This window comes from Acetobacter fabarum (assembly GCF_029069195.1).
In the GTDB taxonomy this organism is placed as follows: Bacteria; Pseudomonadota; Alphaproteobacteria; order Acetobacterales; family Acetobacteraceae; genus Acetobacter; species Acetobacter fabarum_A.
In genome coordinates this window covers 21,482-36,400 of the sequence record NZ_JARDYK010000004.1, presented here as the reverse complement: position 1 = coordinate 36,400, position 14,919 = coordinate 21,482, and the positions used below count along the sequence as shown (strand labels likewise).

Here is a 14,919-nt window from a genome sequence, read left to right as displayed (position 1 = left end):
GCCATACCCCCGCCACCCCCGCGAGCATGAGCATCCATGATTGAAAATTTTGAATTCGGACGGCTTGTTGTAATCGGCGACCTGCTGCTGGACCAGTATGTTTTTGGCGCGGTGGACCGTATCTCGCCCGAAGCACCCGTGCCGGTGCTGCGCAGGACCCGCCAGAGCGCCGTACCCGGCGGGGCGGCCAATGTGGCGGTCAATGCCGCGGCACTGGGCTGCACGGTCAGCCTGATTGGTGTTGTCGGGCAGGATGAAAACGCCCGAACCCTGCGCAGCGCCCTTGCCGTCTGGCCCGGCATAGATGTGCACGGTCTTGTGGTCGAGCCGGGCTGGGCCACCATTTCCAAAATGCGGGTTGTCAGCGGGCACCAGCAGATCGTGCGTATTGATGATGAAACCCTTATCGACTTCTCCCCCCCCACCCGGAACAGCCTGATCGCGCACTGCGTTGCCGCACTGGATGGGGCGGATGTGCTGATCTGCTCGGATTACGCCAAGGGTGTTCTGTCCGAACCGGTGCTGCAGGCAGTTATCGGGCATGCACGGGCCAGAAACATTCCCGTTCTTGTGGACCCCAAACGCAAGACATTTGCCGCGTATCGTGGAGCCAGCCTGATAACCCCCAACAGGGCGGAAATGGCCGTAGCCACCGGCCTGCCCCTGCGCACGAACACAGAAGTGGAGCACGCAGCCCAGGTGGCCTCCGCCCAGTTCGGGGGCGATGTCCTGATCACCCGCTCCGAAGAAGGCATGACCCTGTGGCAGCGCAACGGGCATATCCGCCATCAGGTTGCCCGCAAATCCGAAGTTTATGACGTCTCGGGGGCGGGGGATGCGGTAGTCGCCACCATTGGCAGCGTCCTCTCCGCCGGGCAGGATCTGGATACCGCCATTGTCATTGCCACGGTGGCGGCCTCCATTGCCGTGAGCAAGCTGGGTACGGCAGCCGTTACCCGCGCCGAACTGGCCGAGGAGCTAAAGGAGGACAACCCCGATACAGGCCTGATCGCCACATGGCCACAGGCCTGCGCGGTCATGCGCCGGTGGCGCCAGCACGGGGCCAGCGTTGTGTTCACCAATGGCTGTTTTGACCTGCTGCATCCGGGGCATGTCTCCCTCCTTCATGCTGCGGCACAACTGGGGGACAAGCTGGTGGTGGCCATCAACAGCGATGCCTCCGTCCGCAGGCTCAAAGGCCCGACCCGCCCTGTGCAGGACGAAATGGCGCGCGCCACGGTTATCCGCGCCCTGCGCGATGTGGATATGGTCGTCATTTTTGAGGAAGATACCCCGTTGGAGCTGATTACCGCCCTTAAGCCCGATGTGCTGGTCAAGGGGGCCGATTACACAGAGGACAGCGTGGTGGGGGCCGATGTGGTCAAGGCTGCCGGGGGGCGGGTGGAACTGGTTTCACTGGTCGCAGGCTGTTCAACCAGCAATCTGGTCAGAAAAATGACTGCACCGCACCCAAAGCCTTCCAATGTCTGAGCATGCGGCACAGCCGGGCACCCCGCCATGGACCACGTGGCTGGCGCATAAGGCGCTGCCATTATGGAGCCGCGCAGGCTACGACCCCGCCCGCAACCTGTACCACGAGCGGCTGACGTTTGATGCCACCCCGCTCCCCCTGCCCCACCTGCGCCTTATGGTGCAGGCCCGCCAGATTGCCACCTTCTGCCAGGCGCGGCTGGATGGTATTTTTAACGCGGCAGACAACGCCCTGCATACTCTGGCCACAGTACAGGCGCGCTACTGGCAGGCTGATGGCCAGCCGGGCTGGGTCTTTGCAATCGGAGCGGATGGCCACCCTTCCAGCACCGTGCGCGACCTGTATGCCCATGCCTTTATCCTGTTTGCCTATGCATGGGCCTACCGCCTGAGCGGAGAGCCCGCACTGCTCAGAGTTGCGCAAAAAACCGTGGCGGAGGTGGAAAGCATTTTCCATGCCCCCCACGGCGGTTTTGCCGATATCGTACCCGCCCCAGATGCAACCCGCCGCCAGAACCCGCACATGCACCTGCTGGAAGCATATCTTGCGTTATTTGAGGCAACGGCAGACCAGTTTTATCTGGACCGCGCGCAGTCTCTGGTCGCTCTGGCGCGCGAACGTTTTATCAGCCCGCGTTCGGGCCTGCTGCTGGAATTTTTTGGCCCTGACTGGGCACCCTGCCACGCATACGGCCAGAACCCGGTGGAACCGGGGCATCTGTTTGAGTGGGCATGGCTGCTTGGCACCTATACGCGTCTCAACCCCACAGATAAGGCCGCAACCCCGCTCCGCCACATGGCCGAGCACCTGTACCAGTCCGGCAGGCGGCACGGTGTAACCCACCAGCGCGTGCGCGATGGCATGATGGATGACGGCACACTCACCCAGACCGGCACCCGCATCTGGCCCCAGACCGAGCTGCTCCGCCTGCTGGCATGCAGACAGGCGGCGGGCACAGGCACCGCAGAAGACAGCAGGCTACAAACCGACCTGACCCGGATATTTTTTGCAGATTTTGCCCCCGCACATCTGCACGGCGGCTGGATCGACCGGATGGGGCCAGATGGCGCACTGGCAGTGGACCACATGCCCGCAAGTTCGCTCTACCACATTTATGGTGCGGCAAAAGCCCAAGGGGCGCAAGCACCATGCCCGTAAAACCTGCGCCACAGAGAACGCTTCCGGTTCAGGGCCGGTAGCGGAACAGGTTCAGGTCTTCATAGGCAATATCTGGCTTGCGGTTGGACATGATATCCGCCAGCACACGGGCAGACCCGCACGCCATGGTCCAACCCAGCGTGCCATGCCCCGTATTGGTGTACAGGTTATCCAGTCCCGTGCGGCCAATAATGGGTGTGCCGTCCGGGGTCATGGGGCGCAGGCCGGTCCAGAACTGGGCCGCAGGCACGTTGCAGCAGTCGGGGAACAGGTCTGTGACCGAATGTTCCAGCGTAGCCCGCCGTGGCGCACGCAGGCGGGTACTAAAGCCCGCCAGTTCCGCCGTGCCGCCAATGCGCACACGGTCCCCCAGACGGGTAATGCCGATTTTAAAGGTTTCATCCATAATGGTGGAAACCGGGGCACGGGCCGCATCGGTAATATCCGCCGTAAGGGAGTACCCCTTGACCGGATAAATCGGCAGGTCCAGCCCCAGAGGTCGCACAAGAGCGGGGGAAAAACTGCCAAGTGACAGCACATAACTATCAGCACTCAGCACCCCGCGTGATGTTTCCACCCCGCTTACCCGCCCGCTCTCACTCCGGATTGCGCGAATATCGGTGCTGTACAAAAAGGTCACGCCTGCGGCTGCCGCCATTTCCGCCAGACGCTGGGAGAACTTGAAGGCGTCGCCCGTCTCATCCCCCGGCAGGCGCAGGCCGCCCACAATTTTGCCAGCCGAGGGCGCAAGCCCCGGCTCGGCCTGAACACATTGGGCGGTATTCAGCTCCTCATACGGTACGTTGTACTGTCTGAGCACGGCAATATCCTGCGCAACGCCGTCCATCTGCTTCTGGGTGCGGAAGAGCTGCAAGGTGCCCTGCTGCCGGTCATCATAGGTCATGCCGGTTTCGCGCCGCAGGTCGCACATGACATCGCGGCTGTATTCCGCCAGACGCACCATACGGCCCTTGTTGCGGTCATAGGCTGGGGTGTTGCAGTTCTCAAGCATCTGCACCAGCCACTTCCACAGATGCGGGTCGGGCATGGGCCAGAACACAAAGGGGCTGTACTTCATGAACAGCCATTTGGCCGCCTTGAGCGGAATACCCGGCCCCGCCCAGGGGGAGGAATAACCGGGGGACACCTGCCCCGCATTGGCAAAGCTGGTTTCCAGCCCGGCACCGGGCTGGCGGTCCACCACCGTGACCTCATGCCCTGCCTGAGCCAGATACCAGGCGGTTGTTACACCCACAACACCACTACCCAGAACAAGAACCTTCATGATCCCACTCTTTCCCTGCTGCTCTGCCTTCAGGCAGTCCGTGTATAATTGCGATGATAGCGATGCCCGAGCGATGTCAGGACTTCGTAGCCGATCGTCCCCTCAGCGCGGGCCACATCGTCTACGCCATATGTCCCGTTCAGCAGTTCCACCATGCCATCGGCCTCAAGCTGGCCCTGCGGAATGGTGGAAATATCCACGGTCATGGAATCCATGGAAATGCGGCCCAGTATGGGCAGGGGCTGCCCCCCGAACCAGACAAGGCCATTGGCACGGGCGCGCACAAAACCATCTGCATAGCCCACGGCAATGGTGGCCACACGGCATGGCCCTTCGGCCTGCCATGTCAGCCCGTAACCGACGCGGTCCCCTTTACTGAGGGTACGGGTCTGCAAGACATGGGCCTTCAGCCCCACAACCGGGCGCAGGGGGTTTGGCTCGCCCGCCTGGGGAGCCACGCCATACAGCGCAGCCCCTGGGCGCACGAGGCCAAAATGGTAATCCGGCCCCAAAAACACCCCGGAAGATGCGGCAAGGCTCAGCGGGGCAGATACCGGCAACCGGGCCGCATAGGCCACAAGACGGGCAGCCTGCTCCGCGTTGGCAGGGCTTGACCGCTCATCCGCGCAGGCCAGATGGCTCATAACCAACTGTACATCCAGCCCGTCCAGCACTGCGGGGTTGGCGGCAATATCCGCCACATCCTGCGCGGACAGGCCAAAGCGGGACATACCCGTATCCAGTTGCAGCACAACACCCACCCGCCGCTGCCGTGCATGCGCCACGGCACGGACCCAGCCAATCTGCTCCAGACTATTCAGCACCGGACGCAACCCATGCGCCAGACAGGCTTCCACTGCATCGGGCCGGGGGCCATGCAGGACGGTAATACCCGCCTGCGCGCCCACATGCGGACGCAGGGCCAGCCCCTCATCCACATGAGCAACAAAAAACTGCGTGGCCCCGGCCTGCGCCAGCGCGGGGGCAACCTGCGCCACCCCCAGCCCATAGGCATCGGCCTTGACCACAGCCGCACACACCGCATTGGGGGCACGGGCACGCAGCAGGCGGTAATTATGAGCAACTGCATCCAGATTAACGCTCAGCACCGCTCCGGCGCGTTGTGCTGGCCAACCAGCCTGCATAGGAGTGGGAGCATGGGTCACGACAAATATCCGCTCTGTTACGGTATCAGAATTTTAGCCCACTCTTTATGGCATATCCTGCCATTATGGTGCATGATCACTGTGTTTGATTTTTATTTTTGCATAATCTTGCGCCAAAAGACCACAAAAGACAGATCATGCCAGACCGCATTAATGAAGCCATTCTCCGCCACCTGCGCCATGATGGCCGCATAAGCAACGCCGAACTGGCCGAGCGTATCGGGCTTTCCCCCTCGGCCTGTCTGCGACGTGTAAAAATTCTGGAAAAAGAAGGAATTATACGCGGGTATCAGGCCATTATAGCCCGCCGCAACGCGCCCCCTGTCGCTACGGTAATTGTGCAGATCACACTCGAACGCCAGACTGAGGACTGTCTCCGCCGCTTTGAAAGCCGCATACGTGAATGCCCCGATGTCAAGGAATGCTACCTGATGACGGGGGACGCCGACTATCTGCTCCGGGTGGAAGCGCGCGACATGCAGGATTACGAACGCATCCATAAGGAGGAACTCTCGCGCATGCCCGGTGTTGTGCGGATTCAAAGCAATTTTGCCATCCGCCCTGTTGTCCAGCAGGAAAAAGGACAGATGGGCGGGTAAGGCGCAGGCAAAAAAAAACCTGCCAGAATATCCCGGCAGGTTTTTAAAAACTGTTTGCCAATACAGGCTTCTGGCCAGACCTTAATCCTCGTCCGGCTGGTCATCGCCTGTTTTGCCAAGGTCACGCTGGACTTCTGGCAGGCGCAGAAGCGAGTCCACATGCATGGCTGTATCCAGCGCCGTATCGGGCTGAAAGTGGAGTTCCGGCACCGTGCGTATGCTCAGCTTATGGGCAAGCTGGGTACGCAGCCACGGCGCCACCCGCTTAAGCCCGGGCAGAAGAGCTGCAACATCGCTCCGTCCCAGACGTGTCACAAAAACAGTGGCATGCTTGAAGTCTGGCGCAAGCCGGACTTCGGTCACGGTAATGGCGACATCGGACAGGTCCGGGTCACGAAAAGTGGTGCGCGCAAACAGTTCAGCCAGAACGCGCCGCACTTCTTCGCCTACCCGCAACTGCCGCTGCGATGGGCCAGGTGAGGAAAAACCGGCAAGATAGTCTGCCGGTCCCCCTGTTTTACTGCCTGATCCGTGGCGACGACTCATGCTGGAATTAACTCGCTTTCAAAGCATTCCACCACATCGCCTTCGCGCAGATCATTGTAGCCTGCAAAAGAAAGACCACATTCATAACCCTTGGTCACTTCCTTCTGGTCGTCCTTGAAGCGCTTGAGCTGGCTCAGATCACCTTCATGGATCACCACGCCATCACGCAGCAGACGCACGCCACAGCCCCGTTTGACAACCCCGTCGGTCACGAAGCAACCGGCCACCTTGCCAACCTTGCTGATTTCGAAAACCTTGCGGATTTCGGCGTAGCCAAGGAACTTTTCGCGGTGTTTGGGCGCCATCTTGCCACGTACGAGCAGTTCCACGTCATCCGCCACCTGGTAGATGATGGAGTAGTAGTGGATGTCCACCCCTTCACGCTGGGCCAGAAGCCGCGCCTGAGATGTTGCACGCACGTTGAAGGCAATAATGACCGCATCCGACGCCTTGGCAAGCTGCACATCACTTTCCGTGATCTGGCCGACCGAGGCGTTCAGAACGCGCACGCCCACTTCCTCATTGGCCAGCTTGAGCACAGTGGTTTGCAGCGCTTCGGCCGAACCCTGCACATCCGCCTTGATCAGGACGGAGACTTCCTTCTGCACACCGGCCTGAATACGGGCCAGCATCTGGTCAAGCGTGCCACGGGCCGCAACCTGCCCGGCAACCTGATGCTCCTTCAGCTTGCGCTGGCGGAACTCGGAAATCTCACGCGCACGGTTTTCGTTTTCCACGACCACAAACGGCGCACCAGCAGCAGGAACCCCGGACAGGCCGAGAATTTCCACCGGCATGGACGGACCAGCAACGTCCACCTGACGACCACGGTCATCAACCAGAGCGCGCACACGGCCCCATTCTGCACCGGCAACCACAATGTCGCCCTTACGCAGTGTACCCTTCTGCACCAGCACGGAAGCCACGGAACCGCGACCACGATCCAGACGGCTTTCAATCACCGCACCTTCGGCTGCACGATCGGGGTTGGCCTGAAGTTCCAGAATTTCCGCCTGAAGCAGAATACCTTCTTCCAGCTTGTCCAGCCCTGTGCGCTGGCGTGCGGACACTTCAATGTCCATCACGTCACCACCCATGGATTCGACCACGATTTCGTGCTGCAGCAGGTCCTGACGCACACGTTCAGGCTTGGCGCCGGGCTTGTCCATCTTGTTGATGGCAATGATCATGGGCACATTGGCAGCCTTGGCGTGCTTGATGGCCTCGATCGTCTGCGGCATCACGCCGTCATCTGCGGCAACCACCAGCACCACCACGTCCGTAATGGAAGCACCGCGGGCACGCATGGCCGTAAAGGCCTCATGTCCGGGTGTATCCAGGAAGGTGATCTTGGCGCCGGATTCCAGTGTAACCTGGTAAGCCCCGATGTGCTGGGTAATGCCACCGGCTTCACCCGCTGCCACGTCCGTTGTCCGCAGGGCATCCAGCAGGGAGGTCTTGCCGTGATCGACATGCCCCATGATGGTCACCACAGGTGGACGAGGCAGCATATCTTCGGTCGTGTCTTCCACGCCTTCAATACCCAGTTCCACATCCGCTTCGGAAACGCGGCGTACACGGTGGCCGAACTCTTCCACCACCAGTTCCGCCGTATCGGCATCAATGCTCTGGGTTACGGTCGCCATAACGCCCATTTTCATGAGCGCCTTGATCACCTCACCCTGACGGGCCGCCATACGGTTGGCCAGTTCCTGCACCGTAATTGTTTCGGGCAGGATAACGTCACGCACCACCTTGACCTGATCGGCACGCAGGCGTTCCAGCTCGGCCTGACGGCGTTCACGCTCACGCTGGCGGCGTACAGATGCGAGCGAACGGGTTTTGTCGTCATCCCCTTCAATCGCGGCCTGTACGTCAATCCGGCCCGTGCGGCGACCACCGCCAGTATCACCCTTGCGGCCGCTGCTGTTCTTACGGGGCGGCACGGCCTTGTTACGGGCTGGGCCACGGCGCTGTTCTTCCTCGCCTTCCGTGCCACGACCGCTACGCAGACGCAGGGTCTGGGCGGCACTGACGTCTTTTTCCGCGGCGGGAGCAGCAGGAGCAGCCGCAGGCGTGCGTGCAGGAGCAGCAGGCTTGAGCGGCTTGGCAGGCATGATCGCACGCTCAGCCAACGGGCGCAGACGCCCCGCGGGAGGAGCAAGCGTGACTTCACCGGGAATTGGCACGGCAGACACAACGGGTGCCTTGACCTCGATCGGTTTGATCGAATCAATGCGGGCCTTGCGCTCGGCATCGGTTGCAGCGGCCTCTTCGACGGCACGCTCTTCAGCCAGACGCCTGTCTTCCTCTTCCTTCCGGCGCGCTTCTTCAGCGGCGGAGAGAATACGGATTTTTTCGGCTTCGCGCCGCTCGGCATCACGCCGTTCAGCGTCTTCTGCCTCTTGTTTCTGTTCCTGAAGTACGCGCTGGCGCATGGCCAGTTCGGCTGCGGTCAGGGTACGGCCGCCACCTGCACGGGAACCGCCGGAGCGCCCACCAGCGCCAGCCGGTGACGGACCACGTTTTTTACGCACTTCCACCTGCACGACCTTTGAACGGCCATGACTAAAACTTTGCCGCACGGACCCGGCATCAACCGTCCGTCCGACCTCCGGACGCCCTGCCGGCCGAAGGGACAAACGCCCCTTACCCTGATCCTGATCCTTGCCTTCGCTCATTGACCCGCCTGTTCACACCCATCCGCCGGAAAGGTCCGGCAGACCCGGGGATCGCCAACGGCCACCCCCGCAAAACGTCTGTTTTCACAACAAAGACGCGTAGCCAGCCCGCCGGCCGCCAGCGCCACATTCACAACACGTTCACGCCCAAAAACCTTAGCCAGTTCTTCGGACGACAACGCATCAACGACAGGAATATCCCGCCCGCCTGAAATCAGGCGGTCCAGTTCTTCCCTGCTTCCGTCCGATGCGTGAACGATAACAGCAGCACGACGCTGCATAACCCATTCGCGCACCTTAACGAAGCCACTAATGGCCTGACCAGCGCGGCGCGCCAGCCCAACCACTTCTATCATCCGCCGGTGCAGACCCACTTCCACCTGAGAGAGAAGATCTTCCGGCACCTTGACCTGCATCCGCGCAGAGCGTGCGAACACGCCGCGTTTGCAGGCCTGTTCTATCACATCCCGGCGGGCACTCAACCATATTCCCCGTCCCGGCAGACGCGCGTCCAAGTCAGGGACGACTATGGATGAGGGTGAAATAACAAACCGCACCATCTGAGCCGGAATACCTTCCTCCCGTGTGACTGCGCACCTGCGGAGGCTGCCCTTCTCTTCTGCTGCTGGCAAGAAATCACCACCCACCCTGTATCAAGGCCTCAGACGCCTGCCCCGCCTTCTGGCGTGGAGGAAGGGGTTGCACCCTCTTCACCCTCAAACCAGTGCGCACGCGCTGCCATGATGATCTCATTGGCTGCGTCTTCTTCTATGGCATCCGCCCCCAGAATTTCGACCAGCTCATCGCCAGCCAGATCACCGAGGTCGTCCAGAGTTTTTACACCCTTTTCACCCAGAGTCACAAGCATCTGGTTGGTGAACACACCCATATTTGCGATATCGTCAGTCACACCAAGCTCCTGACGGCGCTCATCCAGCTTTTCTTCCTGCCGGACAAGATGGCCTTCAGCACGCTGGACCAGTTCCTGCACCACCGAGTCGTCAAAGCCTTCGATGCCCACCAGTTCATCGGGGTCGGCAAAAGCCAGCTCTTCGATGCTATGGTAGCCTTCGGTCACCAGCAGGCCAGCGATCACGTCATCCACGTCCAGCGCTTCGACAAACTGGCCGCTGCGGCGACGGAACTCTTCCTGACGGCGTTCGGATTCTTCCGCTTCGGTCAGAATATCAATATCCCAGCGGGTCAGCTGACTGGCCAGACGGACGTTCTGCCCGCGCCGACCAATGGCGAGGGAGAGCTGGTCATCAGGCACCACAACTTCAACGCGCCCGGCTTCCTCATCCATCACCACCTTGCTGACTTCAGCCGGAGCCAGAGCGTTGACCACAAAGGTCGCGGCCTGCGGGCTCCAGGGGATAATGTCGATTTTTTCGCCCTGCAGTTCGGCCACAACGGCCTGCACGCGAGAGCCGCGCATACCCACACAGGCCCCGACCGGGTCAATGGACGCATCACGCGAGATCACGGCCATTTTGGCGCGGGACCCGGGGTCACGGGCCACGGCCTTGATTTCAATGATCCCGTCGTAAATTTCGGGCACTTCCTGCGCAAACAGCTTGGCCAGAAAGGCCGGATGCGTGCGGGACAGAAAAACCTGCGGACCGCGCGGTTCGTCACGTACATCATAGATATAGGCGCGCACGCGGTCGGAGTTACGGAAGGTCTCACGCGGGATCAGCTCATCGCGGCGCAGCAGCGCCTCGGCAGAGCCGATTTCAACCAGCAGGTTGCCGTATTCGGTCCGTTTGACGGTGCCGTTAACGATCTCGCCCACGCGGTCCTTGAATTCGTTATACTGGCGCTTGCGCTCGTATTCGCGCACGCGCTGCACAATAACCTGCTTGGCGGTCTGCGCCGCAATGCGCCCGAAGTCGATGGGGGGCAGCGGGTCGATCAGATATTCGCCAACCTGAATTTCCGGGCGGAACTTGCGGGCAATGGAGAGAGATATCTGTGCGTCCTCATTCTCCACCTGATCCACAACTTCCGTCCAGCGGGAGAGGCGCACCTCGCCCGAACGGCGGTCGATTGTGGCGCGAATGTCCTTTTCGTGCCCGTATTTGGCGCGGCCAGCCTTCTGGATGGCCTGCTCCATGGCCTCCAGAACCTCTTCACGGTCAATGCCCTTTTCGCGTGAAACAGCGTCTGCCACCAGCAGCAGTTCAGGACGGGAAACGGAGGTATCCATGCTCTCAGCTCTCCAAAACAGGCAGCTTTATCAATGCACCATGGAAGCAGGCGGCTCTTTTTTGCCATCCTGCTCCACACCTGCATCCGATGCAGGCTGTACCATACGGGCGCTGTCTTCAATCAGCGCATCGGTCAACACCAGTCGCGCCTTGCGGATTTCAGCCAGTGGCAGAGCCACTTCCGTGCCGTCATCCAGGCGCATACGGGCCACTGTGCCATCAGACCCCAGAGAAATACCGGCAAAACGACGCCGCCCTTCAATGGGGACCAGAACCTCTGCCTTGGCCTGATGCCCCGCAAAGCGGGTCCAGTCCTTGGCGCGTGTGAGCGGGCGGTCGATTCCGGCGGAGGACACTTCCAGCGTCCAGGCCCCCGGAATAGGGTCTTCCACGTCCAGCACAGCACCTACGGCGTGACTGATCCGCTCACAATCTTCAACATTGATCAACATTCCGTCCGCCCGGTCGGCCATGATCTGCACCGTAGGCCGTTCTCGCCCAAGCACTGCCACGCGCACAATTTCATACCCCATTTCCTCTACGGCCGGGGCAATCAGTGCGAGCAGGCGGCCCTCAAGGCCGGAATGAGCAGAAATATCTTTGTCCAAAGCAAAAAAGGCGGCCCTTCTAAGGCCACCCCCCGAAACGTCATTCAAATTGAGAAGGATGATGCTTTATCTAGTGCACAAAGGCACAGACTGCAAGGGCAGAAACCACCACCCCCCTGTTTCTGCACGGCTGACCATAAAAAATAAATTATCGCAGGACCAGTTTTGCGCATTGCGCCAACCCACAGACATGCTTTTATTGCCAGGGCTGCGACATATCTGCAACGCTCCATTACCCACGCTTAAGGAGACTGACCGTTACCATGCAGAACAAGCCGGACCCGGCATGGCAGCCGCAGCCCCAGACGGCTGAAAAATCCCCCAATCTGCGGCTCGGGCTTATTGGTATGGCGGCCTGTGTGCTTATGGCGGGAGCCGGACTGCACTTTTATGGCGCAGGCAAAAACACCTCAGGCCCGGCTGTGGGTGCCGAGTCCGTATCTGGCGACGACTCACAGCGCATGGGCCTGCCGCTTAATGTGATTGCCCCGCAGAATGCGGAGCAGGCACTGGCGGGGTCCAGTTTTTCCGCCCAGCAGCAGGCGGATATTCTGGCCGCTGTCAAACGGCGCGATGTGCGGCTGGTGGCCATGCCGGTCTATGACGCCACGGGAGCTGGCGGCATGATTACCCTTGTCTGTGGCCCATGGCAGCAGAGTGTCGGGCTTACCGCCAGACCCACAACAGTGATCCTGCCCATAAGCATGAGCGGACATGTGGACATTCTTGCCACGGCGCCACCCGGCCCGGCGGGCGTTGGCAGCGGCGCCATAACGGTTTTTGGCCCCATGCCCCTGCCCGTTCTTTATAAACAGGGGGATACCCTTGCACTTACGGTGATCGCGCAATGAAGGGTCTACTCCCCGCACTGAACCGGCTGATGCCGCTGATGATGGTGATTTTTCTGGTGCTCGCCAGCATCCAGATCGCGCTCAGCCTGCATCTTTCCCTGCATTCCGTCACCCACGTACTGCAATGGTGTGCATCCGCATGGCCTGTTCTGGCAGCCTCCGGCCTTGTGCTGAGTGTTGCGGGACTGCTGTTTGAAACTCGGGCCGAACATCTGGCCCGCAAAGGGCTACTACGCCGACGGGGATTCATCATGGACGTTCTTGCCAGACTGACCAATCGCGCCGAACTGGAAGAAATGCTTGCGCGCGAACAGCGCGAAACCACCATAGACGCAGAGGAACTGGCCGCAAACCTGCGCGCCCGCGTGATCGGGCAGGACCAGGTATGCGAGGATATTGCCGTCCAGCTCCGCCGCCGTCTGGCGCTGCAGGTGCGTGGCAAGCCGGTTGGCATCTTTCTGCTCGCCGGACCTCCGGGCACGGGCAAAACCTACCTTGCCAAGCAGATGGCCCGCCAGCTTGAGCGCCCCCTGCTGCATTTTGACATGACGCAGATGAGCAGCCCCCATGCCGCCACCCAGCTTTTTGGCTCGCCCAAAGGCTATGTCGGCTCGGACACATACGGCAAGCTGACCGGCGGACTAAAGGAAAAACCCGACGCCGTGGTGTTGCTGGACGAAATTGAAAAAGCCCACCCCGATGTGTTCAAGAAGTTCCTGACCGCATGGAACGACGGACACATTACCGAGGCCTCCACCGGGCAGCAGATTTCCACCGTGCGGGCCATTTTTGTGCTGACCTCCAACATTGCCACCGATGCCCTGACCGAAATTGCCGACCGCCTGCATGATGACCCCGACCGCATGCGCGCCGAATCGGTCGAGGCGCTGCGTCAGGCTGGTTTTGCCCCCGAAGTGCTGAACCGTCTGGACCGTATTTTTGTCTTCCGTGCCCTGCGTGGTCTGGATATTGCCCGCGTTGGCGCGCTGGAAATCGAAGCCATGATCGAAGGCTACGGCCTGAAGGTGGAAACCAGCGGGATTGACGCCTCCCTGCTGCTGGATGTCATGCGCCGCCAGAGCCGCATGGGCGATGCCGCCTCCGCGCGCGATCTTGTCCGCTCTATTGAGGACATGATCAGCGAGTCCCTTATTATTGCCCGCCAGCAGGGGGCCACCATGGTCCGGCTGGTCAAGGAGGACGATGGCGCCGTTGTCGCCAAAGTGGCTGACAACCGCGATGACGGGCTGCACGTCCGCCTGACCCCCTGACCGTTCTGCCGGTCAGCCGCTCCCTGACACCGCCCACACAACCAAGGTTACCGCATGACTGCTTTTACCCGCCTGTGGCACCGTGCCCCGTTATGGCGCACCGCACTGATAACCGCAGGCGTATGCGGCACGCTGTCCATTCTGTTTCCTGCCCCGTGGCTTACGTCCAGCGTGCCAGGCTACGGCGCGCTCAGCAGCAGGGTCAGGCACATGCTCCCCTCATCCCTCGGCGGCACTGAGGAGAGCAATGCCCTACACCCTGATGAAGACCAGCGCACGGTCTCCATTCCTCCCATGGATGCGCAGTTTGAAGGCTCGGTCATTTTTGCCGGGCGGCAGTTGCCTCTGCCTGCGGGCAAATGGCACCCGGTTGTGAATTTTCAGGACGATGTGGCCCACGGGGAAGTGCTGACAACACTTTATGTCCGCTCCGCTCAGGGTATTGTCACGGGGCTGATTATTGCACAGGCTACCACCCAGTCCCTCCCCCTTGCCGCCATGAACATGATTCAGGCGCAGTGCCACAGTTCCTTCAACTTCATGAACGAGGCCGCCCCGCAGGACGGCAGCCGGACTGAATGCTGGATGACCACCCCCATACGGGTGGTGAACAACCTTTTCCTGACCTCCAACGAACCTTTGCAGGCACTCCTGAGTGACCAGATGTACATTCCCCCCGCCGTGCAGCGCCTGACCATAATGGGTTTTGACCTGCCCCCCATTCTGGTCGATGCAGGCTGGAATCTGATGGAAAAAAGCAAATCTGGCACGGGTGTGGATTTTATGAGCGTGCACACGCTGCTCAGCCCGGCTGCCGCAGGCACCCGGCGCGTACCCGGCGAGCCGGAGAACTGGTCCCGCGCAGGCATGACCGACTCGGCAGCGGTAACGGATTTCGTGCAACGCACCAATAGCTGGCTACGTAGCTGGGTGCCCGCGCTCCGGCATGGGTTTGAAAGCAAACTGACCCCAACCGCCCCTTCTCCGGCAGAGGCCATGGACCCTGCTTTTCACGGCTAGGCCGGGCAGGTCATGACCGAAGACCATGACCT

The 14,919-nt window shown here is 60.8% G+C and carries 13 protein-coding genes; 6 read left to right on the top strand and 7 right to left on the bottom strand.

All coding sequences use genetic code 11. The annotated features are described in order from the left end of the window. The first annotated feature begins 36 nt into the window (after nt 1-36). Nucleotides 37-1,491 (top strand): D-glycero-beta-D-manno-heptose-7-phosphate kinase, encoded by a 1,455-nt coding sequence (gene rfaE1 / locus PY793_RS07000; RefSeq protein ID WP_275177388.1) that lies wholly within the window; start codon nt 37-39, stop codon nt 1,489-1,491. After that, entirely contained in the window at nt 1,484-2,650 is a 1,167-nt protein-coding gene (locus PY793_RS06995; protein WP_275177387.1) for an AGE family epimerase/isomerase, read from the top strand. The genes rfaE1 and PY793_RS06995 overlap by 8 nt, the downstream gene beginning before the upstream one ends. A 28-nt stretch (nt 2,651-2,678) precedes the next feature. Here PY793_RS06995 and PY793_RS06990 read toward each other — a convergent pair whose 3' ends face one another. Together PY793_RS06990 and alr are read right to left on the bottom strand one after the other, a co-directional pair. Next, the gene (locus PY793_RS06990) at nt 2,679-3,935 is read right to left on the bottom strand and encodes a D-amino acid dehydrogenase (protein ID WP_275177386.1); all 1,257 of its coding nucleotides are present in this window, start codon (nt 3,933-3,935) and stop codon (nt 2,679-2,681) included. 29 nt (nt 3,936-3,964) lie between these two features. Continuing rightward, nucleotides 3,965-5,110: an alanine racemase gene (alr, locus tag PY793_RS06985; protein WP_408744684.1), complete on the bottom strand. Its 1,146-nt coding sequence runs from the start codon at nt 5,108-5,110 to the stop codon at nt 3,965-3,967. A 128-nt stretch (nt 5,111-5,238) separates the two neighbouring features. Between alr and PY793_RS06980 the strand changes: the two genes are divergently transcribed. Continuing rightward, nucleotides 5,239-5,700, top strand: coding sequence for an Lrp/AsnC family transcriptional regulator (locus tag PY793_RS06980; protein ID WP_275177385.1), 462 nt, complete (start codon nt 5,239-5,241; stop codon nt 5,698-5,700). An 81-nt stretch (nt 5,701-5,781) separates the two neighbouring features. Here PY793_RS06980 and rbfA read toward each other — a convergent pair whose 3' ends face one another. From rbfA to rimP, 5 genes are read right to left on the bottom strand one after another with little or no spacing between them, the layout of a single operon-like run. After that, nucleotides 5,782-6,246 carry a 30S ribosome-binding factor RbfA gene (gene rbfA, locus PY793_RS06975; RefSeq protein WP_275177384.1) on the bottom strand — a complete coding sequence of 155 codons (465 nt, stop codon included), beginning with the start codon at nt 6,244-6,246 and terminating at the stop codon, nt 5,782-5,784. Next, on the bottom strand, nt 6,243-8,927 hold the full coding sequence (gene infB / locus PY793_RS06970) for a translation initiation factor IF-2 (RefSeq protein WP_275177383.1): 2,685 nt from the start codon (nt 8,925-8,927) through the stop codon (nt 6,243-6,245). Before infB ends, rbfA begins: the two co-directional genes overlap by 4 nt. Beyond that, nucleotides 8,924-9,574 carry an RNA-binding protein gene (locus tag PY793_RS06965; RefSeq protein ID WP_165991651.1) on the bottom strand — a complete coding sequence of 217 codons (651 nt, stop codon included), beginning with the start codon at nt 9,572-9,574 and terminating at the stop codon, nt 8,924-8,926. Before PY793_RS06965 ends, infB begins: the two co-directional genes overlap by 4 nt. 14 nt (nt 9,575-9,588) lie before the next feature. Then, a complete protein-coding gene (gene nusA / locus PY793_RS06960; protein ID WP_275177382.1) occupies nt 9,589-11,136 on the bottom strand; it encodes a transcription termination factor NusA in 1,548 nt (515 codons plus the stop codon). Between the two features lie 30 nt (nt 11,137-11,166). After that, nucleotides 11,167-11,745, bottom strand: coding sequence for a ribosome maturation factor RimP (rimP, locus tag PY793_RS06955; protein WP_275177381.1), 579 nt, complete (start codon nt 11,743-11,745; stop codon nt 11,167-11,169). A 263-nt stretch (nt 11,746-12,008) separates the two neighbouring features. Here rimP and PY793_RS06950 point away from each other — a divergent pair, with 263 nt between their 5' ends. From PY793_RS06950 to PY793_RS06940, 3 genes are read left to right on the top strand one after another with little or no spacing between them, the layout of a single operon-like run. After that, the gene (locus PY793_RS06950; RefSeq protein ID WP_275177380.1) at nt 12,009-12,596 is read left to right on the top strand and encodes a hypothetical protein; all 588 of its coding nucleotides are present in this window, start codon (nt 12,009-12,011) and stop codon (nt 12,594-12,596) included. Further along, complete coding sequence (locus PY793_RS06945) at nt 12,593-13,867, top strand: AAA family ATPase (protein ID WP_275177379.1); 1,275 nt, start codon at nt 12,593-12,595, stop codon at nt 13,865-13,867. The genes PY793_RS06950 and PY793_RS06945 overlap by 4 nt, the downstream gene beginning before the upstream one ends. 54 nt (nt 13,868-13,921) lie before the next feature. Further along, on the top strand, nt 13,922-14,887 hold the full coding sequence (locus PY793_RS06940; RefSeq protein WP_275177378.1) for a hypothetical protein: 966 nt from the start codon (nt 13,922-13,924) through the stop codon (nt 14,885-14,887). The last annotated feature ends 32 nt before the right edge of the window (nt 14,888-14,919 follow it).